Below are 21090 nucleotides of genomic sequence, written 5' to 3' on the forward strand. Positions count from 1 at the left end.
GGGTTAGGCCGTGACGTGCTTGACCGCCCACATGACAGACTGTTCGGCGTTCGTGAGTGCCAGCGAAAGTTCGCGGCTCTTGCCGGTCTCGTTGATGATGTCGATCAGCGCTTGGCCGGCATCCTTGATCTTGACCATCTGCGCTTTTTCGGCGTCGGACAGGACGCGGTACTGATGGCGCACGGTGTTGTTGACGGTGCGGGCGTCGGAGGCGGAATCTACAGTGTTCGTCATGATGCTAATCCTTCTGAGGTTATGGCCTGACCGTGCTGGAGGCCGCTGAGGTAGATCGCCAGCAGAGCGTCTTGAAAGCTCTGGTTGGCGTTAGACATATCGGTGAAAATGCTGATGGTGATGCGGGTTAGCGCCTCGCGCATCTCGTCTGGGATCGTGATCCTGTCCATCCGGTTCGGACTTATCCTGCCGCGGCGAATTACGCTGTTATGGACCGGGTGGAGGACGCTTTGGATCTGCTTCATTGCTCTCATCCTTGATTTCCGGTGCGATGCGATAGGCCAAGTCGCGCGACAACCGCAGCAACGATCTCGCTAATGATATGCGGACCCTCGCTGCCAAGGAGAGCTGTGGCCCGTTCAATTGCGCTGTCATGTTTCCGCATCTCCTCTCGTGCGTAGGTCAGTCCGCTGATCGCTTCGACGCGAAACAGCTCTTTTGGCTTGATGGAAACCCGTTCGTCGGCGTACCAAACGCTCTTGGTTCGGCTGTAGGACCACCCAAGGTCACGGGCTGCAGAGCGAATACGGGTCTGGACACTCCCGATATTGCGGGGCGCCACCTCATCCTTCAAAGCTCTGCTGCAAAACTCGACAGTCGACATTTCTGATTTCTCCGGTCGATATTCCGACATTTACGAAAACTCCTGTGCGATGAATTACCTCGTTCAACGGAGGTGCTTTCAATGCACAGCACTCATGAAAATCGAGACGACGGAGTTTCCGTCCTTGCAGGGATTGATTCCCCGTCGTCTCTGCGGTCCGCCTGGGCCGATAACGTAATTTCATTCCCCGCCCACAACGCCGCCGCCTATGGCCTCGGGGGAGATGCGACGGAACTTGATGAGGATGTTTTCCACATCGGTTCCGTCGCCGTTAAACTCGTCGGGAACTTCAATCTCCCGAAATTGTTGGTGATGCGACAGGACCAGTCATAGGGGGCTGATCGTGTTCCCGCCGCATCACCTCACTTGATCGCTCTGGGTGGGAGGAGGAGGCCCGGCGATCAAACTGGATGGTGGAATATCGTCTTGCTGTCCGGGTCGGCAGCGAACAGATCGCGCTCCAGCGCCCGAAGCGCTTCCCATTCAGCCATCTGGTCGTTGTTCATCCAGGAATAGTCCTGCTTGGGAGCCGGTTCAGGCTTACGGAACTTCGAAAGCATTCTGGTCATGAAGCTGATGGAGGAGGTCATGGTGTTACTCTCCGTTGGTGAAGTGGTTGGGGGCGAGCCGATAGGCGACGATTGGAGCGATCTCTCGGAGATACTTCCAGTTGCTCTGTCCAGCATCCCAGACGCCTGCCGGCATTGGTTCCATGTCCGCGCCAGAGCCATCAGAGAATTTCACTTGCACGAGCGTATTGGCGGTCACCGGCATGCCTTGGCCGTCATGCTCGATCCACTCGGCAGATTCGAGCGCCTTCTCGTGTCTCTCGTTAGTCATGGCCTCACCATCTTGTCTTCTGGCTTTCCGCCGCGGGCGAGATGCAGATTGTAGTCCCGTAGGATGTCCTTGAAATTCACCGCACCGCCGTCCGTCGTTTTGAAATCCCACGGGTTGGCGATCATCTCGGCCCATGAGGGAGCACATTCAGTGCAAAGCTCGACATCAACACCCCTATGGTAGGGGTCTCCGTCCATGATGTTCTTTCCGCAGGATTCGCAGATGAACAGAGGCTCTTCCTGGTCGTTAGTCATGGTTCAGCGCTCCTCTGTGGAGGATGGTGGGGCTGGTTCCAGAATTCCCCTTTGGATAGCCCGGGCTACGACGATGAAGTCGTGGACACGGGAGGCCGGATATCCATCTCGGTTATCGAAACGCTTTTCGTACTCGGCTTCGGCCACATTGGCGCAGCGCTGGCGTTCAGCAAGGAGGGCACCGTGAACCATGCTGATCGCAACACGGCGCAGGAGGGCCTTGTTGTCCGAAGCCTTCGCCAGCAGCAGATCCTCGCGGGCCGCATCTACAGCCCGGATCGCTGCTTCCATCAGATCGTCGCTCTTCCCCTCAGGCATCGTTTGCTTTCCTGTGTTCTTGGGGGGGAAATGGAGAAAGTCTGGTGTTCCAGAAGGACATTGCCTTGATGGGATCGAGATCCGCGGCACCAGTAACGCCGCACACGCACTTGACGTGGTATGCTCGCTTGCCGATCACGCTCTTGAACTCGGCGAGGTACACGCCGGCCTCTTGGATTGCGTTGTCTTCGCTGGCGTCATGGCCGCTGAAAGGGCACGGGAGGAGTTCGCTCATATGGTCTCCTCTGCTTGCTTTGCTTTGGAAGGGGCATGCAGATAGCGAAGAGCCCATGTAGGGTGGTAGCAACCGGCCCAATCGTCGCCGTCCAGCCTTATCCGCAGCCTGGGGCCAGCAGACCGAAGGATCGTTCCCAATCGTGGGCCCGAACCGTTGTCGCCAGCATACTCAACACGAGCCCCGCGCTTTGCTGGGACGCCGTAGTTCTTTCGGACCCACTCCATGCTCATCTGTGTTCCTCTACATGCTTGGGTTTGGAAGGGGTCGGACGAGTGTTCCAAGCTGCGACAACGTCAATTCCGTCCTTGTATGGAAGGACATCGAGGCCGCACCCGAAGCAGTTTATTGAAGCCGAATTCCCCCGAAACCGCGTGTAAAGATTATCGGAACCACAGAACGGACATGGCAGCAGATGAGCCCCAACGTTGCTTCCAGGGACCTGGATCTCGTTCCACGTCTCAGGCGCGCGGGGATCGCTCATTGCTCCGCACCTACGGAACCATTGGCCCTTGGCGTGTTCAGGAGGAAAAACGACCTCATCCTATTCGGCTGGACGAAGGAGACAGACTTGCCCTGCACGTAGTCATTCCAGGCGCAAGCAGCCGCGCGAGAGTTCTCAAGTTGGCCGAGCTTGCCGGAGGTCTTGTTGGCGCGCATCCATCGCAGGAGAGCCCGCTCCGGCATCCCCGGCTTCAAATCTTCATCAAGGGCGCAGACATTTGACCAGAACACAGATGCGGATTCTGGATCATACCGGAACGTTTCCAGCGCCACCGCTACGATGCCCGCCCTCTTCGTCAAGGAGCCGCCGTCCGTATTACGCTTCGTTGCGTTGTCGAACAGAACGGCCTCGGTTTCGTATTCCCTCATTTGTTCAAGGATTTCAGGTCGTGACCGGATACCAGTATGGCCGATGATAAAGTTCGTGCTGATGATCGGCATGGCCGCATAGACCGCCTTGGAATTCGGTATGGCGGTAAAGCCGTAAGCTCGGATGGAGTCCCCGGCAGATCTTCGGCTCTGGAGATCGAAAACCGAATAGATCGCAGCCGCTTCCTCAATGTCTTCCACTGGATGACGGGTGACTGTCACCACTTGCGCAAAGCACCCCTTGATGATCGCTTCGAGGGTGTGGTTGCCGTTGACGACATATTCCGTGCCATCAGGCAGGACGCAGATGTAAATCTGGATGCCCGGAATGAACCGGCGCGCCTTCATTTCTTCCACGAGGCGGTCAACGTTGCCGCTCTTGATCGGACGCTGCCGAGGGAAATGGGCGTCGGCTCTGAGTTTGGCTGCCCTCTCGGGCGTCATCGAAACGATGGACGATGCCGTTGGGCCACTGAGAGGAAGCCGAGAAGCTGGAGCGGGAATATCCGCCAGATTGGCGCGGCGCTGCTTGGAAACTTTCAGTTCTTCTGCTATGTTCAACATATCAACACCTTGGCGGGCGTCTTCGGGCGCGCCGCCTTTTTCTTTGGGTTGAGATCCCCGGAGATCGGTAGCTCGCTTTTCCGCGATGCGGCTTTTAAGGGCGTGGAACATGCCGGCAGGGTTACTCACTGTGCCGACTCCGTCTGTCTGGCTTTCGAAGCCGTAGGCCTTCCAAAAACGTCCGGCCGAAGATCTTCTTTCGAGATCCCGGTCAGCTTTTCGATCTCAGCCAGACGCTTGATGGGGACAGGCGGCTCGCCCTTCTCCCATCGCAAGATCGTGGTGCGATCGACTTTGAAAAGTTCGGCAACCCCGTCGAGGGTCCTGCCGCTGTTCTTCCTGAAGTTTTGGAAAGCCGTTTGCTTGCTCATTCACCACTAGTGGCATTTTCTGCCACTTAAGTAAATAGGCATGGTGGCATTTTCTGCAGGCGAGCGAAAATAAATGGAATGGTAAAATCTGCCACCATGGCAAAAGAAACTCGGATACATCAGAATAAACAGCCGATTAGGCGTCACTTCATCGCAGAGTGGATGGAGGAGAAAGACATATCGCCTGTCGAGCTTTTGGAGCTGCTGAACGACCCTGACAGGTCGAGCGAATACCCGGAGATCGACAAGAGCCAGGTTTATCGCTGGCTAAAGGGCCAGCTTCCTCAGCCTGCAATGCAGAAGAGGATTGCCGCGGCCCTCGGCTTCGATGACGATCCTGGAGCGCTGCTCCGGCCGCCAGAAATGGACTGGATCTCCGAGTTCTTCAAGGAACGCTCTTTAGATGAGCTTCAGAAGATTCGAACGGTACTGGAAACTGCGTTTCCTCGCGTAGCGAGCGGCGGATCTGGCATCTCTGAGCGAGTTGCCTCTCTATCCGAGAAGCATCAGCAAGTTGCCAGAGAGATAGCTGAAACAAGCGCCGCGAGGTCAGGCAGGAGTCGCAAGCGGGGCACTCAAGGCAACTGACAACAGTGCGAAAAGCGCCGATTTCCTCGTGAGTCATCTGATCTATGTATTCGTCTATGTGATTTTTCTGCGCGCATCCCATCGTTTCCTCCGCCTTTTGGGCTAAATCTTAAGATCGGCCTAAAAATTAGCAAGGCGTAAAATATCAATCGCGAGAAATTGAACTGAGTAGTTAAAAGTTCCAAACTTGAGTGTTTCGTACGTTTTAAGACAGTGTGTTATTATCAAACTATCTTCTCTAAGGTTCATGACTGATGGTGAGCCCTGAACTCCGAACATAGGAGGACTAAGCCCGACGATTAAGTCAGGTTAGCCCCTATGCAGGTAGTGATCTTGACCGCCGGAGCCGCCCGTCACCCCTTCCGACTTGGTTGATTGCCAGCACCAAATCTTGACCGCACTTTTTCGTCGCTCCTGGTAGAGCCACGGCAGACGCCCCTTCGGTCTTTCGGAGTGGGGGTGTACTTTGTCTGCGCCCAATGGTAATACAATAACGTTACGTTAAACGTCGCGGTTGCCACTGTCTTCAACCTTCCAAACGCATTTCAAAACCCCGGCCCGCAACGGCTGGGGTTTTCTTGTTCTACACCCCTGATTCCCGTTCTCCAATAAGAAAGTTGCATTTGTTGCCACTTTCTTTCGTCGAGGCTATTGCGCATGGTGGCATTTTCTGCCACTCTCATCCTCAGAGAAAAGCACACATGAGGACGAACGAGATGGAAAAGCATATCGAACTTCTGGAGCAGGCCAAGGCTCACTTCGCGGCAGATATGCTGCTGAAGGGCACTTATGGCGATGATGATGGCAATTTCCGCGGGTGCTCCGTTGGTTGCCATCTGCACCACATCAAGCCCGATCTGGATGCCGAAGAAATCGGCAATCTCAACAACAAGCACAAGATCGTCGCCGAATACTACGGCTACCCGGAATGGCTGGCACTACTTCAGGATACGATCTTCGAGGGCTTGCCCAACGGCGAAAGCGCCAAGTGGCATGTGCAGCTTGCGGAAGTCATCGCGGCCCGTAGCGGCTCGATCGATTGGCAGGAAACGCTTCATCGCGTCCACCTCGGCATTCTTCGCCTCTCGTACCGGACTGCAGGAACGGCGCAGGCTGCAGTGCAGAGCGTGATTGATCTTCACGAAGCGGCATTGCGCGGCGAGCCTCTGAATGAGGCAGCACGGTCGGCAGCACGGTCGGCAGCACGGTCGGCAGCAGAGTCGGCAGCAYGGTCGGCAGCAKRGTCGGCAGCAYGGTCGGCAGCASRGTCGGCAGCASAGTCGGCAGCACGGTCGGCAGCAGAGTCGGCAGCACGGTCGGCAGCASRGTCGGCAGCATTTCAGGAAATTCGTGACGCCGTTCTGGATGCGATCAGCACGAATATCGCCGCCTAACCCACTCCAAAGCAATTCCACACCACAGAGACAACCTAGTCTCAGATAGAGGGAAGAAGATGAGCATCTACAAATTCAACGACCAGCAGTTCGAGCAGATCCAGTCCGCTTTGAACGCGGCCATTGGGATGGCTCTCCGCTTCGACAAATCGATGATCGACAAGATGTCGGCGGCATCATCGATGATGGATGATGTGGCAAACGAAGACGAAGATGCTCCAGATCTTCTTGAGGCCCTTCAGGAGCTTCTTCAGGCTTACTCTGAGCCAGATAGTCGCCTTTGCTGTGATGGCCGCGACTGCGGCTGCATGGGATCGACCGTTCGCCAGCAAGCCGAACATTACGCCCGCGAGACCATCGCCAAGGCTACCACCCTAACCATCCAAGATCAAACCCAGCGGTAACGGCACAGGGCCGACGCGGAACATGAGGGTACGGAAATGAAAGCAACGGCAACTCAAGTCATCAAGTTCGAGAACACGGTTCGCCATTCGGCTGAGCACCAGACGTGCGTCTACGCAGCGAACAATGTCATGCGCATGAAGAAGGAACTCGAAGCGAAGGGTTTCGATACGCAGCAGATCATTGATCGATACGCAGTCTAGACCCCCTCCCTACCCTAGTAAGGAAACCAAAATGGCAGACAGCAAGAAAATCGATGATGGCGGTCCTGCTTTTGCCGGCGGCCTGTTCGAACCTCAGCATGGCGGCACCAATGACCGAGAGCCGTGGAACCCAGGCATGACCCTTCGCGACTGGTTCGCTGGTCAGGCGATCGGCAGCATCCCGCTTCGTTCGTGGGACCATCTCGGTAGCGATGACATGGTTCGCATCGAGGCTTGGGCGAAGTGCTCGTATCTCATCGCAGACGCAATGATCGCAGCTCGGAAGGCAGGAGGCTGAAATGGCAGACAGCAAGTATCTCATCAGCGACGAAGAAATGCTCCTGATCTACAACACGACGCGGTCGGGGAAAATCTACATCAGCGACAGCACGAACCTTGGCGAGACATACACCCTCGATATGCTGCTGGACGAGCCGGGAGATCACTGCCCGCGCATTCTGGTCCTCAACAACAAGACCCTGAAGTCCACCGACGTTACCGAGGTGTTCGCCCAGGCTTGGCTTCGACGCGCTCACAAGGCGAACGAGCTTGAGGTTGATCAGCATATCGATGCGACGGACCTCGAAGCCGGCTTCCCTGACTACGTGAAGGATAGCATGGCTTGGTCGGCGTGGAAAGAAGACCTCGATATGTCTCGGCCGATCGAAGGCCCGGATAACGTCTACAGCGCCACCCATGAGCGTAGGCTGATGGCCTACATCGATGCGGGCCGCGCGGTCAAGGGAGCTATCCTTTGAACTTCGCTCTGTCCCCCTGCGCTCATTGCAGCGCATTGAACCCTTCGGTGATCAAGAAGTCTGGACGCGCCGGTCGCATCAGCAAGACACCATTCTATCGCGAAACGATTACCTGCAAGCAGTGCAAGATAAGCGTGACGGCCGGTACTCCTGGCAACGCCGCGAAGTTCTGGAACCGTGCCGCAGGCCATCCAGTAGGGGCTAACCTCCATGAGTGAGAGCAAGCACGAGCATTGGCGTGTGAGCGTCGAAACGAGCGGTGAGCAGATCGTCGCGATAGAGCCGGAGATGTTGGCCGGTCGCGAAATCTCCGAAGCGGACGAGGACGCAATCAGAACGGCCGCCCATCACCTGCTGGCCTTCATCGGCGACCCATCCCCTCCCACCCGCGAAGAAGGAGTAAGGGACGATGGACAGTAAGCAGCTCCACATCCTGCAGCATTCGCTTGGGCTCGACGAATACGGCCGAGGCACGATGTACCGTAGCCACTTCGTTACCGGTGAAGGCAGTGATGACCACGCCGACTGTATGGCGCTTGTCGAGGCCGGATACATGGGAGTTCGCAAGAACCACCCCCTCGCTGGCGGCGACGACGGGTTTTGGGTCACCGAAGCGGGCAAGAGGGCGGCCGTCGCAAATAGTCCGGCCCCTCCAAAACTATCCCCCTCGAAACAGCGATATCAGGACTTCCTCGACTACGACGGGTCCATGTCCTTCATCGAATACGCGAAGTGGAAAACAGGGAGCCGAGCCGATGCTTGACACCCGCCCCATTCAACTTGCGCTCATTGCCTTGTTCACCGTCACCACCGTGTCCTCATACGTGCTTTTCGGAAATCCGGTGGACGATCGGGCGCTGAAGATCAATCAGGAAAATGTCTATGTCGCAAGACGTTGAGCACAATATCCGCCGCCAGGCTGAAGCCGCGAAGAGGCTCATGAAGTCTCTCTTCGAAGAAGGCGAGGATGACAAAGAACTGATCGCCGACACGATCGAAGGCCAGACCGGCCTTAACGAGGCGATCGAGGCTGCGCTGTCGGAAATCGACGAGTGCGAAGTCATGATAGCAGGTTTGAAGGCGAAGGAAACGGCTTTCGAAGCCCGCCGCAGGTCTGCCGAAAACAGGGCAGAGCGCATCCGGGCCATGATCGAACAGGCGATGGTTGCCACCGATCAGCAGTCTATCCGGCTGGCTACGGCTACTCTTTCCCTCGCGCGCCGGCAACCTTCCGTCATCATCACCAACGAAGCAGATATCCCCGTCCGGTTCTGGATCGAGCAGGAACGCCCTGCCCCGAAGCTGGACAAGAAGGCGCTTGCCGAAGCCCTCAAGGGCGAAGACCCGGTCCCCGGCGCCAACCTCGACAATGGAACCTTGTCACTCTCGGTTAGGAGACGATAATGAACGCGATCACGAAATTCGATCTTTCCCCCAAGCAGATCACCCTCGTCAAGACGACCGTCGCCAAGGACACGAACGACGAGGAATTCAACCTGTTCATGGAAGTGGCGCGGGCGAAAGGGCTTGACCCGTTCCTTGGCCAGATCATCCCCATGGTCTTTTCCAAGAAGGACGCCGCCAAGCGGAAGATGACGATCATCATCAGCCGCGACGGGCAGCGCGTTATTGCTCAACGGTGCGGCGATTACCGGCCGGCGAGCAAGCCTCCTCAGTACGAGGCCGACAAGGAGATGATCTCTCCCCTCAATCCGCAGGGCATCATTTCCGCGACGACCTATCTCTGGAAGCAGGACCAGAAGAGCGGCGATTGGTACGAAGTCGCCGGACAGGCTTTCTGGGAAGAGTTCGCGCCGATCAAGGACGAATGGGGTCAGAACGAAAGCGGCAAGAACTACAAGACCGGCAAGCAGACACTGGACGATTCCGGCAATTGGTGCCGGATGCCGCGGCTCATGATCGCCAAGTGCGCGGAGATGCAGGCCCTTCGCGCCGGATGGCCGGAACAGTTCACCGGGCTTTACGACGAAGCCGAAATGGATAGGGCGAAGGCGCTGGATCTGTCAGCATCCGAGATCGTCGAACACGACCGCGAAGAGAACAGGCTACGCCAGATCGGCGGCAAGGACGCCCTCACGGTATGGTGGGGCGACGGCTTCGCTCTGGAGAACGTTCAGGACGGCCAGTTCTTCGACAGGGTTATTGACCACATCAGCCAGACCGATGGAGCCACCATCGCAAAATGGCAGGACGCCAATCGCGCCAGCCTGCAGCTCTTCTGGGCTCGCCATCCCGGCGATGCTCTTGAGCTTCGGAAACGCATCGAGGCTGCCAAACATCGCAAGGCCATGGACCCGGCGACACTCGACGCATTGCGCCAGCACCCGGTCATGGCGGGCTAAGACATGGCTCAAACCGTCATCCTTCACGGGCAATCACAGCGGGCTTTCGCAAAGGCCATGATAGATCGCGCCCCTGTGGATGCGGTCGTCACAGTTCGGGAGGCCACGCGCTCCGGCGGTCAGAACGATAAGATGTGGGCCATGCTGTCCGACATCAGCCGCGCCAAGCCAGAAGGCCGGCGCTGGACGCCAGAGGTCTGGAAATGCGCCTTCATGCACGTCCTAGGCCATCAGGTGCAGTTCTGCCAGGGCTTGGACGACACGGGGCCATTCCCCCTCGGCTTCAGATCGTCGCGCCTGAGTGTGCGGCAGATGATCGACCTTATCACCGTCATTCAGGAATACGGAGACCGGCACGGCGTCGAATGGTCGGAACCGCAACAGGATAATCGGAAAGGTTCTGCAGCATGACCACCATACCAGTAAAAGGCCACACCCGCCGTAAGCCAGAGAGGAAGCCAGATCCGCTCATCCCGGATATCCAGGCACGGAAGGCCATCCTTCTCGGCAGATACCAGCCCATCCCTAAACGGGAGCAGTCGAAGCTTCGCAGGACGTTGTTCTGGCTTGGACGGATATGGAGCGCGTGATGGCCCGGAAGCATTTCTCCAGAACTGAGCGTGTTCGCCTATTCGATCTTCACGGCGGCGCCTGCCACATCTGCAATGAGAAAATCAGGGTCGGCGAAGTCTGGGAACTTGAGCATATCGTCGCTTGGGAACTGACCCGCGATGACAGCGACGGGAACGTAAAGCCGGCCCACAAGGAATGTCACAAAACAAAGACGGCGGTCGATGTCGACAACATCCGCAAGGCGGATCGGATCCGGGCGAAGCATATCGGCGCATGGCCCCAGTCCAAATCCAAAATCAAGAGCGCGGGTTTCCGCAAGTCGAGGGACGCATGATCGAACTATTCAACGCCGTGTTCTATTCATTCTGGACGTTCCTTGGAACGTTTATGCTGATTGGCGTCATAACTCAAGGTGTCGTCGCATTCGCCGCGATCATCTTCGGGAGGAAGCCATGACAGCAGTCCATATCATAGAGAAGATCCGGGAGGCATATGCCAAGGTGGCTGAGTGGCCTGAAGAGCGCATGTCTGCGGGTGCCGTCGAAGATCTTGGCCCTGGGTTTCTTGATCTCCTCGCTCTGCGCAATCTTGTTCCTGCTCTTCTGTCCCGTGCCGAAGCAGCAGAAGCCGAAATAGATGCGCTGCGGAAGGCGCTGGAGCGGTTACGCGAAGCAACGCCCGAGTCCACGAATAGCGGGAATGCACACGTCGCCTTCGGGTTCGTGCGTACGATTGTCGACACGGTTCTTGATGACTATCCCGCCCGCACTCTCGCAGGAGACAATCATGAGTAAGACGCCGACAAAGGAAATGGTCGAGGCGGCACAAGAAGCCTACGCGACTTTCGGCCAGGTTGGTCATCTTCGCGCGCAGCCGCCAGCAGCGAATGTCGTGGCTGCAATGCTTTCCGCCGCCCTCCAGTCAGCGGCAGAGACCCCAGCGCCCCAACCGAATTTGCGGGCGTACCCGCAGGAGCTGACGGACGATCTTCGCGACATCCTTTCCATGATGATGTGGAACACTGGCCCTATCGCCCACGCTCTTCGTGACGGCGGGCAGGACATCAAGCGGAAGGCCGAGGAAGAGCAGGCCGAAGTCATGCACTGGCTGATCGGGCTGGCATTGGAGCATGGCAGCGAATGGCGCGCCAAAGCATCCGACCGCATCCGCGAGATACGGGACGCCCTTGCCGCCACAGCGACGGATGCGTCCGATGCGAATTCTTGAAAAGAAGCGTGGGTACTTCCACGGCACCCACAAGGGCGCAACGATCGAGATAGAGCGCGACACCTGCCCCGGAGATCCGGACCGTAAATTCTACATCCGTGTCCGCTGGAAAGATGGCGGCTATCTCTATGACGGCTGGTCGCCGGAAGGCGTCAACACAATGGCCGAGGCGAAACGGGATGCCATCAAGGGAGCATGCCTATGACCACGCCAGAAATGATTGATGCAGCAGAGGCAAACATCCGTGCGGATCACCGGGCCGGAAAGATTTCCAAAGAGCAGTTCCAGAAGGAAATGCTGATCATGGCAAGGGCTAGACACCAGGCGCAGACCCCATCACCCCAGACGAATTTGCGGGTCGCCTTGGAAAAGGCCGCTGAAGCGCTCCGCCCCATGGCGGATGCAGTCTTCAATGACAACGGGGATATGACCGTCAACATGACGATGCCGACCGGCGAAGAATGCATCCAAGCGTATTTTGCCGAGAAGCGTATCCAGGCCGCCCTTGCCGCCACCGCGACGGAGGACGGCAAGCCATGAGCCGGAAGCGGGACGTTTACATGGCCATCATGCACGCTGCCGCGAACGGCCGAGGTCTTTGTCTGTCCTTCGATGAAGTCTGGGACTTGTCGATAGACGACGCAATCGAGGCCCGTGCCGGCAACGCGCTGAACGAAAGCGAGTACGCCGGCATGTCTTACAAGAGCACGGATTTTTGGCGGACGAAAAAGCCGTATCCCGTCGGCGAAGCAGCAAATCTGACCGGAGGAGACTGAAATGGCCGATAAGCTTTTGCCGTGCCCGTTCTGCGGTAAGCGCCTCGAGCGCAGCGCCGACTTCTCGACACGTCGTCAGGACCATTACACACACCCTGCGCTCGAGGACGGTGCAGACCCCTGCATGCTCGAGCATGCGAACGTGGTCGATTATCTCGATGATCGTGCCGGCGATGGTCGAGGAAATGTCGATCGCTGGAACCGCCGCACACCAGCGCCCCAACCGAGGGAGGACCGGCTGTGACAACACCGGCTCTCGGCCAGTCGATCGGCGCCAAGCGGGTACGTGCAAGCGATCGTGCTCTACGGATCGCCCTGAAGGCTATCCAGGACGCGGGCCTCCCTGTGGATAAGGTGTGCGTATCCGGTGGACAGATTGAGATCCACTGCGGCGCTCTTGAAGAGAGGCCGACGCGCAAAAAGGATGGTGGCCTTGAAAAATGGTGAGGCCTTCAATGAGAGTAGACTATCCCGGCCTTCTGAAAGAGAAGATGCCTTCCGGCCAATTCCGTTATCGGGTGCGCCCCGAAGGAAAGCGGAAGCAGCGAATCCGCATCTATTGCGGCCCGGGCGACGAGGATTTCCAGCGTCAGTATCTAGCGGCTCGGAGGGGAGAGCAACCAAAGCCCCTCAAGAGAGCATCCGAGTACGCGAAGCCAAAATCTATCGCGTGGTTGATCAACAGCTATTTTGAATATCTGGAGGGCCGAGTCAAGGCAGGTACGACAAGCCCTAAAACCCTCAAAAAGAAGAAAAACCTTCTGGATCGCCTCCTCAAAAGGCCCGACAAGGAAATGCTGATCCCCCGCGAGATATTGATCGAGAAGCAAGACGAGATGGGCGCAACTCCTGCCCAAGCCGACGCCTTCATTGAGGCGGTGAGCGTCATGTACGATTGGGCTCTGGAGCGTAGGTATATCAAGGAAAACACAGCCAAGGGGATAAAGTCCGTCTACGTCAAGGGAGACGGCGCAACTCCATGGAAAGCCGCCGACGTAAAGAAATTCTTCGCGCATCACCGGGTGGGGACAAAGCCCTATGCGGCCATGGCCGTCCTTCTCTGGACCGGCTGCCGGATCGAAGATCTGACCATTCTGGGGCGGAAATACGAATGCGTCATCGACGGCTTCGAGGCCCTACGGTGGACCCCGCTTAAGAAGGGGTCGTCAGAGGTTTGCATCCCTCTCCTGCCCCCGCTCAAGACGGCAACGCGCGCGGCTACAGTGCAGGGGAACACATATGTTCTGGCGAAGGGGGGCAAGCCATTATCCAGCGGGGACAGCGCGTCGGCGATGTTCAAGCGCTGGTGCCAGGATGCAGGCTTGGGGCATCTTTCCGCGCATGGGGTCCGCAAGGGACTGGCAGAAGTTCTCGCCGAGCTTGGCTGTAGCCAGTACGAGATCATGGCGATTCTCGGCCATTCGGAAGCCAAGACGAGCGAGGCCTACACGAAGCGGGTAGAGCGCTGGAAGCTGGCAAAAGTTGCCTTGGACAGAGTCGAGGTGTCCCGCGCATGGTCTTGACGTGGGACACAAAGGCACAAAAAAAGCCGGAAAACCGGCTCTTTTCATGATAAAATGGTGCGGTCGAGAAGACTCGAACTTCCACGTCTTGCGACACAGCGACCTCAACGCTGCGCGTCTACCAATTCCGCCACGACCGCATCGTGGTAGATGCCGACTTGCGCCGGCGGGGCTGCATGTAGCAAAAGCATTTGGGGTGCACAAGTGCGCCGTGACAGATTTTTGAAGGATAAAAATTCCAGGTGTGAATGCCTATATAAACCGGGCCGAAACCAGGCCCTTGCCGCACCCTTTTGTTTTTGCCAGAAGATTTTCCATGCTCACACGCACCGACCTCAATCTGTCCATGCTGCCGCAAACAGGCTCGCCGCCGGTGCGCTGGCGAATCTCCGATGGGCTTGTCCCTTACGAGGACGCCGTGGCCGAGATGGAGCGCGAGGTGGCGGCGATCGCCGATGGCCGCGCCGACGAACTCGTCTGGCTGCTCGAACACCCGCCGCTCTATACCGCCGGCACCAGCGCCGATGCCGCGGACCTGATCGAGCCGGACCGGTTTCCGGTGTTTTCCACAGGCCGCGGCGGCGAATACACCTATCATGGTCCCGGCCAGCGCGTCGCTTACGTGATGCTCGATCTCAAACGCCGGCGCCAGGACGTGCGCGCCTATGTGGCGGCACTCGAGGAACTGATAATCCGCACCCTCGACATGATGAACGTGCGCGGCGAGCGGCGCGAGGACCGCGTCGGCGTCTGGGTGCGCCGGCCGGAAAAACCGCTTCTGCCGGACGGTTCGATGGCGGAGGACAAGATTGCCGCGCTCGGCATCCGCCTGCGCCGCTGGGTCAGCTTCCACGGACTCTCTCTCAATGTCGAACCGGACCTCTCGCATTTCACCGGCATCGTGCCCTGCGGGATCAGCGCTTACGGCGTGACGAGCCTCGTTGATCTCGGCCTTCCGGTGATGATGGCCGACGTGGATATGCGCCTGCGCGAAGCTTTCGGGGAAATCTTCGGCGCCACGATTTCCGATACCGCGGTCGCCTGATCTTGGCTTGAACATTGCCGCCCGCTGTGGTTGAAGAACCTGGTTCCTCGAAAGTGCCGGGCATGCCCTCTTCCACACCTGAAAATCCGCTGAAGGGGATGGCCATCATGGCCACCTGCATGGTCATCCTGCCGTTGATGGATGCCATCGCCAAATATATGGCGACCTTCGAGGCGATGTCGCCCGCGCAGGTGACATTCTACAGGTTCTTCTTTCAGCTCGTCTGCATCCTGCCGCTTGTCGTCTTCACCGGGGCTGCCATCTTCCGGCCGAAGCGCCCGTGGATGAACCTGCTGCGCGGCGTGCTGCATGCGGCCGCCAGCCTGATGTTCTTCGCGGCCGTCAAATACATGCCGCTCGCCGACGTCTTCGCCATCTATTTCGTCGAACCCTTCATGCTCACCATGATGTCGGCGATCTTCTTGCGGGAAAAGGTCGGCTGGCGGCGGTGGCTGGCGATCGTCGTCGGTTTCAGTGGCGCCATGATCGTCATCCAGCCGAGCTATGCGATCTTCGGCTGGACGGCGCTGCTGCCGGTCGCCTGCGCCTTCCTCTACACGCTCTACCTGTTCCTCAACCGTGCGATCGGCGAGGCCGATTCGCCGCTGGTCATGCAGACCATGGCAGGCGTCGGCGGCACGCTGTTCATGGCGGCGGCGCTTGTGGCCGGAGATAACGCCGGGGCCGCGGATTTCGCGCCGTCGCTCCCCGCTTCCTGGCTCGGTCTCATCCTGCTGATGCTGCTCGGTTCCATTTCGGGCTACATGCATCTGCTCGTGGTGCGGGCCTTCCGGCTGGCGCCGCTTTCACTGCTGGCACCTTTCCAGTATTTCGAAATCATCTCGGCGACCGTGCTCGGTTACGCTCTGTTCGGCGACTTCCCGACCGCCTCCAAATGGCTCGGCATCGCCGTCATTGTCGCCTCCGGCCTGTTCATCATCTGGCGGGAACGTTCCAAATCGAAGCAGCTCGAAACTGTTTGATGGCCTTGTTTCCCGCCGGTTAACCGCGCTTCTTTTCTGCCTCTCAACTTCTCTCATTTATCCCCCACATTCAGTTTCATGATGAAACGGAGAAATGAAGATGAGCGGGTTCCGCTTTTCTTTTCCGGCATGTGTCATCGCCGGGAAGGGTCGGATTGTGGCCGACGATATTTTGATGCTGCGCAAATATGCGTTCCCGGACGGCATTTGCTCCTCCGAAGACGCGCTCGTCCTTTTTGCGCTGAATGATTCCTGTCCCGAACAGAGCCCCGAATGGTCGACTTACTTCGTCGAAAGCCTGGCGGCATATCTCGTGCGTGACACAGAGCCGAAGGGGCGCATCGACGACGCAAAGGCTGGCTGGCTGATGCGCACGATCGCCGTCGACGGAGCCGTTCGTTCCGCGCTGGAGCTCGAATTGCTGCTGCATACCATGGAAGTGGCGTCCGAGGTACCGGAGAGCCTATCGGCCTTTGCGCTCGACCAGGTTCGCCTGGCCCTCGATCCTGGGGCACGCGGTGCCTATCATGCCGCCCGCCCCGCCTCTGCCGGCATCACAGCCTTTGATCTCACCTATATCTGGCGGGTGCTGCGCGGCGCGATGGAGCGAGGCCGGCTGCTGCTCTCGCCGGTCGAAGCGCTGGTCCTGCGCGAGATCGATGAACTGACCGATGTTAGAGCCCATCATCCCGCCTGGCGGGAGATGATCGCGGCGGTGGCGACCTATGAAAGGCCGAAGGAAGTGCTGCGCTCCGGTCCCTGGCTGGTGACCGATGCCGGGCATCGGCTGACGCGAGAGGTGGCGGCCTGACAAACAGCCGGTCGCGACGCGTTGCACGGCTGCTCGTTCGCATTTTATCGGTTGGCTAAACCGCCTGGAAAATCAATCGGCCTAATGGTGTCTGTGATGATCGGCCAATCGCGAGCCGACAGGCTCCCGAGGTCGATATGACGCCTATTGTCTCCGCCGTCCTGTTGCTGACGATCAATCTCGGCCTGCTCTGGCTGCTGATGGCAGCACCCGTCGGCCGCCGCACCATCACGCTGCATCGGACGCTCGAAATCGCTCCGGAACGTCTCTGGCGCGCCTTTCACCCCGGCGGCGAAGAGGCGAGCTGGAACCCTTCGATCCTCTCCTCAGGGATGGAACGGAACCGCGGCGGGATAGAGATCGCCTACAGCCATCCCGATCGCCACGGTTCGCCGATCCGGCGGGTCTTCAAGGTGGAGGAAACTATCGATAGTGCCCAGCTCAGCTATGAGAGCCGTGCACGCGTGGTGGACGATACCGCGCTCGACATTTCTTTCTGGCGCAACTTCGAGGAATACCGCGCCGTGTCGGCCGCGCCTGGCGGTTCCACGATCACCCTTGCCCAGACGGACAACTATCGCGGCCTCGGCGTTTACCTGTTTCGTTATTTCATGATCCGCCGCGAGCTCTCGTCGCTGACTGCATGGCTGAAAAACGGCCGGCCGAAAACAGGCGGCATGATCGAACATCCGCTCACCCAGTTAGTCCTGGCACTCCTCTCGACGCTGCTGCTCTGGCCCTTTTTCGGGCTGACTGCGGCAGGTCTGACGATCTCCACAATTCTGACGGTGGTCATCGTGCTGCATGAACTGGGGCACATGGCCGCCTATCGCGCCTTCGAGCATGAGAGGGTCAGGATGATCTTCGTTCCGCTTCTTGGAGGCATCGCTATCGGCGGTCGGCCCTACAACAGCCGCTTCGAAGTCGCCACCTGCGCGCTCATGGGCGCTGGCATGTCCGCCTTTCTCGTACCGGTGGTGATTTCCGTCCACGATCTCTCGGCCACCCACCTGTTTTCTTCGTCGCTGCGGCAACCCGCGCTGGTCTTCCTACTGATATTGGGTGCCTTCAACCTCCTCAATCTTCTGCCCATGTACCGCTTCGACGGCGGCAGGGTACTGAGGCAGATCTTTCCGACCCGCAGCCTGCTCGTCGCCGGCAGCTTCGGAATTACGCTCTTGATGCTGTGGGTCGGCTACCGGATCGGGCTGTCCTCCACCGCCCTGATCGCGGCACTTGCCGTGTTCACGCTGATGAGCCTGATCGGCTTTTCGTCGGTCAAGCCGCGCGAAACCCTTGAGCAAATGCATCCCGGCGAGCGGTTGATGGCGGGCCTCGGCCTCTACGCCGCGGTCGCCATCCATTCCTACGGTCTTGTCTACGCCTGCGACCGCCTGTTCGGCTGATCACCCGCGCTCCATATCACTCGACATCGACGTCTCCGCCCATTGACATCAACCCGCCAAGCGGCTCCAAAGGTTACATGAAAAGCGAAAACCCCGCACTACCATCCGGTTATTCCGCAGTTCCTCCGGGCAAGATTGCCACCGTCGTGACCTGCCTCGAAATGTTCGAGAAGCCGCGCAGGAAGACCGCGACGGCGCCGGACACACTCGCCCTGGAACGCTGGCAGTCTCCCGCACTCGACGAATACCGCGCGTTGTTCCGTACGGTCGGCGAGAACTGGATGTGGGTCTCGCGGCTGGTCATGGGGGATGACGAACTTGCCTCGGTCCTCAACGATCCGCGGGTCGAGATTTACGTGCTTCTCGACGGCGGCCGCCGGATCGGCCTCCTAGAGCTCGATTTCCGTCAACAGGGCGAATGCGAGCTCGTCTATTTCGGCCTCGTCGCCGGTGCGATCGGCAAGGGCGCCGGCCGTTTCATGATGAACTGGGCGATCGAGAGGGCCTGGGCGCATCCGATCCGTCGTTTCTGGGTGCATACCTGTCACTTCGATCACCCGGCCGCAATGCAGTTCTATCAACGGTCCGGCTTCACGCCCTACGCGCTGATGGTCGAAGTGCTGGACGATCCGCGCCTGACCGGTCTGACGCCGCGCACGACGTCTCCGCACGTGCCGCTTATCGGTCCTTGATCCGCTCACCGAAATGCGACCGCGAACGGCTCGTTCCGGCTTGAGCCGGCCCCCTCGCCTGTGCCAAGGTCGCGCCGAATCTATAAAGCCTCAAGGGAGAACATCATGGATGTCCGCGCCGCCGTCGCCGTTCAGGCTGGCAAACCGCTCGAAGTCATGACCGTACAGCTCGAAGGCCCCCGCGCCGGCGAAGTACTGATCGAGGTGAAGGCGACCGGCATCTGCCATACCGACGATTTCACCCTGTCCGGCGCCGATCCGGAAGGCCTCTTCCCGGCGATCCTCGGCCACGAGGGCGCCGGCATCGTCGTCGACGTCGGCCCCGGCGTCACCTCTGTCAAGAAGGGCGATCACGTCATTCCGCTCTATACCCCGGAATGCCGCGAATGCCCCTCCTGCCTGTCGCGCAAGACCAATCTCTGCACCGCCATCCGCTCCACCCAGGGCCAGGGGCTGATGCCAGACGGCACCTCGCGCTTCTCGATCGGCAAGGACAAGATCCATCACTATATGGGCTGCTCGACCTTTGCGAACTATACGGTTCTTCCGGAGATCGCGGTCGCCAGGATCAACCCGGACGCCCCCTTCGACAAGGTCTGCTACATCGGCTGCGGCGTCACCACGGGCATTGGTGCGGTCATCAACACCGCCAAGGTGGAGATCGGTGCGACAGCCATCGTCTTCGGGCTCGGCGGCATCGGTTTGAACGTCATCCAGGGCCTGCGGCTTGCCGGCGCCGACATGATCATCGGCGTCGACCTCAACAACGACAAGAAGGCCTGGGGCGAACGCTTCGGCATGACCCATTTCGTCAACCCGAAGGAAGTCGACGGCGATATCGTTCCCTATCTCGTCAACCTGACGAAGCGCGGCGCCGACCAGATCGGCGGAGCCGACTATACGTTCGACTGCACGGGCAATACCAAGGTCATGCGCCAGGCGCTCGAAGCCTCGCATCGCGGCTGGGGCAAGTCGGTGGTAATAGGCGTTGCCGGCTCCGGTCAGGAAATTTCCACCCGTCCCTTCCAGCTCGTCACCGGCCGCACCTGGATGGGCACGGCCTTTGGCGGCGCTCGCGGCCGCACCGACGTGCCGAAGATCGTCGACTGGTACATGGAGGGCAAGATCGAGATCGACCCCATGATCACCCACACGATGCCGCTCGAGGACATCAACAAGGGTTTCGAGCTGATGCATGGCGGCGAATCGATTCGCAGCGTAGTGATTTACTGAGCGCGGTATCGGGTGCTTTCCGGAACGCGCCTCATTGTTACGAATAAGTCCACGATTTCAACTCCGATGAATGGGAGATGCAGAAGATGTACAAATTCGAGATTTATAAGGACAAGGCCGGGGAATACCGTTTCCGCTTCAAGGCTCCGAACGGTCAGACCATGTTCTCCTCTGAAGGTTATTCGGCCAAGGCTTCTGCCGTGTCGGCCATAGAATCCATCAAGAAGAACGTACCCGGCGCAACGGTCGACGACCAGACGACCGCCGTAGCCTGATACCGCTTCCCGCGCGCGGCCCGCCGGGGCGGGCTGCGTTGCCTCCCCCCATTCGGGGAGCCGACCGGGTTGAGGCCGGAGTATCCATCCATGATCTACGTCGATGCCGATGCCTGTCCGGTCAAGCCGGAGATCCTGAAAGTCGCGGAACGCCATAACTTCGAAGTGACGTTCGTCGCCAATTCCGGCCTTCGCCCGTCCCGCGACCCGATGGTCCATAATGTCATCGTCTCCGCCGGTTTCGACGCCGCCGACAACTGGATCGCCGAACGCGCCGGCCCCGCCGATATCGTCGTCACCGCCGACGTGCCGCTGGCGGTACGCTGCGTTGCCTCAGGCGCGCTGGTGACCGGCCCGACCGGCAGGGTCTTCGATGAAACCAATATCGGCATGGCGAGCGCCATGCGCGATCTCGGAGCACATCTGCGCGAAACAGGCGAAAGCAAGGGCTATAACGCCGCCTTTTCGCCGCGCGACCGCTCGAAATTCCTGGAAACGCTGGACAGGCTCTGCCGCCGCGCCAAATCAGCCACGTGAGCGATCGG

Annotated in this window: 39 protein-coding genes and 1 tRNA gene; 28 read left to right on the plus strand and 12 right to left on the minus strand. The window is 58.9% G+C overall.

The window, feature by feature from the left end:
- Positions 1-3: 3 nt before the first annotated feature.
- The 11 genes from AC1DLT_RS18115 to AC1DLT_RS18165 form a co-directional block, all read right to left on the minus strand.
- A complete protein-coding gene (locus AC1DLT_RS18115) occupies positions 4-234 on the minus strand; it encodes an Acb2/Tad1 domain-containing protein (protein ID WP_477487647.1) in 231 nt (76 codons plus the stop codon).
- Positions 231-479, minus strand: a complete 249-nt coding sequence (locus tag AC1DLT_RS18120; RefSeq protein WP_477487648.1) for a hypothetical protein — start codon at positions 477-479, stop codon at positions 231-233. Before AC1DLT_RS18120 ends, AC1DLT_RS18115 begins: the two co-directional genes overlap by 4 nt.
- A gap of 5 nt (positions 480-484) precedes the next feature.
- Positions 485-868, minus strand: coding sequence for a hypothetical protein (locus tag AC1DLT_RS18125; protein WP_477487649.1), 384 nt, complete (start codon positions 866-868; stop codon positions 485-487).
- Between the two features lie 371 nt (positions 869-1239).
- On the minus strand, positions 1240-1428 hold the full coding sequence (locus AC1DLT_RS18130; RefSeq protein ID WP_477487650.1) for a hypothetical protein: 189 nt from the start codon (positions 1426-1428) through the stop codon (positions 1240-1242).
- Positions 1429-1432: 4 nt separating this feature from the next.
- Entirely contained in the window at positions 1433-1678 is a 246-nt protein-coding gene (locus tag AC1DLT_RS18135; protein WP_477487651.1) for a hypothetical protein, read from the minus strand.
- Positions 1675-1932: a hypothetical protein gene (locus AC1DLT_RS18140; protein WP_477487652.1), complete on the minus strand. Its 258-nt coding sequence runs from the start codon at positions 1930-1932 to the stop codon at positions 1675-1677. Before AC1DLT_RS18140 ends, AC1DLT_RS18135 begins: the two co-directional genes overlap by 4 nt.
- A 3-nt stretch (positions 1933-1935) precedes the next feature.
- The gene (locus AC1DLT_RS18145; protein ID WP_477487653.1) at positions 1936-2250 is read right to left on the minus strand and encodes a hypothetical protein; all 315 of its coding nucleotides are present in this window, start codon (positions 2248-2250) and stop codon (positions 1936-1938) included.
- Entirely contained in the window at positions 2243-2485 is a 243-nt protein-coding gene (locus AC1DLT_RS18150) for a hypothetical protein (protein WP_477487654.1), read from the minus strand. The genes AC1DLT_RS18145 and AC1DLT_RS18150 overlap by 8 nt, the downstream gene beginning before the upstream one ends.
- A 229-nt stretch (positions 2486-2714) precedes the next feature.
- Entirely contained in the window at positions 2715-2969 is a 255-nt protein-coding gene (locus tag AC1DLT_RS18155) for a Lar family restriction alleviation protein (RefSeq protein WP_477487655.1), read from the minus strand.
- On the minus strand, positions 2966-4051 hold the full coding sequence (locus tag AC1DLT_RS18160) for a hypothetical protein (RefSeq protein ID WP_477487656.1): 1086 nt from the start codon (positions 4049-4051) through the stop codon (positions 2966-2968). Before AC1DLT_RS18160 ends, AC1DLT_RS18155 begins: the two co-directional genes overlap by 4 nt.
- Complete coding sequence (locus AC1DLT_RS18165; protein ID WP_477487657.1) at positions 4048-4293, minus strand: YdaS family helix-turn-helix protein; 246 nt, start codon at positions 4291-4293, stop codon at positions 4048-4050. The genes AC1DLT_RS18160 and AC1DLT_RS18165 overlap by 4 nt, the downstream gene beginning before the upstream one ends.
- A 78-nt stretch (positions 4294-4371) precedes the next feature.
- On the opposite strand from AC1DLT_RS18165, the gene AC1DLT_RS18170 reads away from it, so the two are divergent.
- The 20 genes from AC1DLT_RS18170 (at position 4372) to AC1DLT_RS18265 (ending at position 14100) form a co-directional block, all read left to right on the plus strand.
- Positions 4372-4881, plus strand: a complete 510-nt coding sequence (locus AC1DLT_RS18170; protein WP_477487658.1) for a hypothetical protein — start codon at positions 4372-4374, stop codon at positions 4879-4881.
- A 716-nt stretch (positions 4882-5597) separates the two neighbouring features.
- Positions 5598-6275 carry a hypothetical protein gene (locus tag AC1DLT_RS18175; RefSeq protein WP_477487659.1) on the plus strand — a complete coding sequence of 226 codons (678 nt, stop codon included), beginning with the start codon at positions 5598-5600 and terminating at the stop codon, positions 6273-6275.
- 59 nt (positions 6276-6334) lie between these two features.
- On the plus strand, positions 6335-6679 hold the full coding sequence (locus AC1DLT_RS18180) for a hypothetical protein (RefSeq protein ID WP_477487660.1): 345 nt from the start codon (positions 6335-6337) through the stop codon (positions 6677-6679).
- A gap of 36 nt (positions 6680-6715) precedes the next feature.
- Positions 6716-6880 carry a hypothetical protein gene (locus tag AC1DLT_RS18185; RefSeq protein ID WP_477487661.1) on the plus strand — a complete coding sequence of 55 codons (165 nt, stop codon included), beginning with the start codon at positions 6716-6718 and terminating at the stop codon, positions 6878-6880.
- Between the two features lie 31 nt (positions 6881-6911).
- The gene (locus tag AC1DLT_RS18190; RefSeq protein WP_477487662.1) at positions 6912-7178 is read left to right on the plus strand and encodes a hypothetical protein; all 267 of its coding nucleotides are present in this window, start codon (positions 6912-6914) and stop codon (positions 7176-7178) included.
- Position 7179: 1 nt separating this feature from the next.
- Positions 7180-7638 carry a hypothetical protein gene (locus tag AC1DLT_RS18195; protein ID WP_477487663.1) on the plus strand — a complete coding sequence of 153 codons (459 nt, stop codon included), beginning with the start codon at positions 7180-7182 and terminating at the stop codon, positions 7636-7638.
- Positions 7639-7848: 210 nt separating this feature from the next.
- The gene (locus AC1DLT_RS18200; protein ID WP_477487664.1) at positions 7849-8058 is read left to right on the plus strand and encodes a hypothetical protein; all 210 of its coding nucleotides are present in this window, start codon (positions 7849-7851) and stop codon (positions 8056-8058) included.
- Positions 8048-8401, plus strand: a complete 354-nt coding sequence (locus AC1DLT_RS18205; RefSeq protein ID WP_477487665.1) for a hypothetical protein — start codon at positions 8048-8050, stop codon at positions 8399-8401. The genes AC1DLT_RS18200 and AC1DLT_RS18205 overlap by 11 nt, the downstream gene beginning before the upstream one ends.
- Positions 8394-8537: a hypothetical protein gene (locus tag AC1DLT_RS18210; RefSeq protein WP_477487666.1), complete on the plus strand. Its 144-nt coding sequence runs from the start codon at positions 8394-8396 to the stop codon at positions 8535-8537. The genes AC1DLT_RS18205 and AC1DLT_RS18210 overlap by 8 nt, the downstream gene beginning before the upstream one ends.
- Positions 8521-9042 carry a siphovirus Gp157 family protein gene (locus AC1DLT_RS18215; protein WP_477487667.1) on the plus strand — a complete coding sequence of 174 codons (522 nt, stop codon included), beginning with the start codon at positions 8521-8523 and terminating at the stop codon, positions 9040-9042. The genes AC1DLT_RS18210 and AC1DLT_RS18215 overlap by 17 nt, the downstream gene beginning before the upstream one ends.
- The gene (bet, locus tag AC1DLT_RS18220) at positions 9042-10001 is read left to right on the plus strand and encodes a phage recombination protein Bet (RefSeq protein WP_477487668.1); all 960 of its coding nucleotides are present in this window, start codon (positions 9042-9044) and stop codon (positions 9999-10001) included. Before AC1DLT_RS18215 ends, bet begins: the two co-directional genes overlap by 1 nt.
- A 3-nt stretch (positions 10002-10004) precedes the next feature.
- Entirely contained in the window at positions 10005-10412 is a 408-nt protein-coding gene (locus tag AC1DLT_RS18225; RefSeq protein ID WP_477487669.1) for a recombination protein NinB, read from the plus strand.
- Positions 10413-10590: 178 nt separating this feature from the next.
- The gene (locus AC1DLT_RS18230; RefSeq protein WP_477487670.1) at positions 10591-10908 is read left to right on the plus strand and encodes an HNH endonuclease; all 318 of its coding nucleotides are present in this window, start codon (positions 10591-10593) and stop codon (positions 10906-10908) included.
- Positions 10909-11026: 118 nt separating this feature from the next.
- Positions 11027-11368 (plus strand): hypothetical protein, encoded by a 342-nt coding sequence (locus AC1DLT_RS18235; RefSeq protein ID WP_477487671.1) that lies wholly within the window; start codon positions 11027-11029, stop codon positions 11366-11368.
- Positions 11361-11801, plus strand: a complete 441-nt coding sequence (locus AC1DLT_RS18240) for a hypothetical protein (RefSeq protein WP_477487672.1) — start codon at positions 11361-11363, stop codon at positions 11799-11801. The genes AC1DLT_RS18235 and AC1DLT_RS18240 overlap by 8 nt, the downstream gene beginning before the upstream one ends.
- The gene (locus AC1DLT_RS18245) at positions 11788-12006 is read left to right on the plus strand and encodes a hypothetical protein (protein WP_477487673.1); all 219 of its coding nucleotides are present in this window, start codon (positions 11788-11790) and stop codon (positions 12004-12006) included. Before AC1DLT_RS18240 ends, AC1DLT_RS18245 begins: the two co-directional genes overlap by 14 nt.
- Complete coding sequence (locus AC1DLT_RS18250) at positions 12003-12341, plus strand: hypothetical protein (RefSeq protein WP_477487674.1); 339 nt, start codon at positions 12003-12005, stop codon at positions 12339-12341. The genes AC1DLT_RS18245 and AC1DLT_RS18250 overlap by 4 nt, the downstream gene beginning before the upstream one ends.
- A gap of 20 nt (positions 12342-12361) precedes the next feature.
- Positions 12362-12577, plus strand: coding sequence for a hypothetical protein (locus AC1DLT_RS18255; RefSeq protein ID WP_477487675.1), 216 nt, complete (start codon positions 12362-12364; stop codon positions 12575-12577).
- 1 nt (position 12578) lies between these two features.
- Entirely contained in the window at positions 12579-12821 is a 243-nt protein-coding gene (locus AC1DLT_RS18260) for a hypothetical protein (protein WP_477487676.1), read from the plus strand.
- A gap of 211 nt (positions 12822-13032) precedes the next feature.
- A complete protein-coding gene (locus AC1DLT_RS18265; protein WP_477487677.1) occupies positions 13033-14100 on the plus strand; it encodes a tyrosine-type recombinase/integrase in 1068 nt (355 codons plus the stop codon).
- 55 nt (positions 14101-14155) lie between these two features.
- Here the strand turns inward: AC1DLT_RS18265 and AC1DLT_RS18270 are convergent.
- A tRNA-Leu gene (locus AC1DLT_RS18270) sits at positions 14156-14240 on the minus strand.
- Between the two features lie 176 nt (positions 14241-14416).
- Between AC1DLT_RS18270 and lipB the strand changes: the two genes are divergently transcribed.
- The 8 genes from lipB to AC1DLT_RS18310 all read left to right on the plus strand — a co-directional run bounded on the left by lipB (position 14417) and on the right by AC1DLT_RS18310 (position 21082).
- Entirely contained in the window at positions 14417-15145 is a 729-nt protein-coding gene (gene lipB / locus AC1DLT_RS18275) for a lipoyl(octanoyl) transferase LipB (RefSeq protein WP_477487678.1), read from the plus strand.
- Between the two features lie 62 nt (positions 15146-15207).
- The gene (locus AC1DLT_RS18280) at positions 15208-16128 is read left to right on the plus strand and encodes a DMT family transporter (protein ID WP_247038134.1); all 921 of its coding nucleotides are present in this window, start codon (positions 15208-15210) and stop codon (positions 16126-16128) included.
- Between the two features lie 175 nt (positions 16129-16303).
- A complete protein-coding gene (locus AC1DLT_RS18285; protein ID WP_247137395.1) occupies positions 16304-16939 on the plus strand; it encodes a hypothetical protein in 636 nt (211 codons plus the stop codon).
- A gap of 137 nt (positions 16940-17076) precedes the next feature.
- Positions 17077-18345 (plus strand): zinc metalloprotease, encoded by a 1269-nt coding sequence (locus tag AC1DLT_RS18290; RefSeq protein WP_477487679.1) that lies wholly within the window; start codon positions 17077-17079, stop codon positions 18343-18345.
- 77 nt (positions 18346-18422) lie between these two features.
- Positions 18423-19037, plus strand: a complete 615-nt coding sequence (locus tag AC1DLT_RS18295; RefSeq protein ID WP_477487680.1) for a GNAT family N-acetyltransferase — start codon at positions 18423-18425, stop codon at positions 19035-19037.
- Positions 19038-19142: 105 nt separating this feature from the next.
- Positions 19143-20270, plus strand: coding sequence for an S-(hydroxymethyl)glutathione dehydrogenase/class III alcohol dehydrogenase (locus AC1DLT_RS18300; RefSeq protein WP_477487681.1), 1128 nt, complete (start codon positions 19143-19145; stop codon positions 20268-20270).
- An 86-nt stretch (positions 20271-20356) separates the two neighbouring features.
- On the plus strand, positions 20357-20545 hold the full coding sequence (locus AC1DLT_RS18305) for a YegP family protein (protein WP_038549224.1): 189 nt from the start codon (positions 20357-20359) through the stop codon (positions 20543-20545).
- A 90-nt stretch (positions 20546-20635) separates the two neighbouring features.
- A complete protein-coding gene (locus AC1DLT_RS18310) occupies positions 20636-21082 on the plus strand; it encodes a YaiI/YqxD family protein (protein WP_038543124.1) in 447 nt (148 codons plus the stop codon).
- Positions 21083-21090 lie beyond the last annotated feature (8 nt).

The organism is Neorhizobium sp. 05N33, assembly GCF_056397445.1.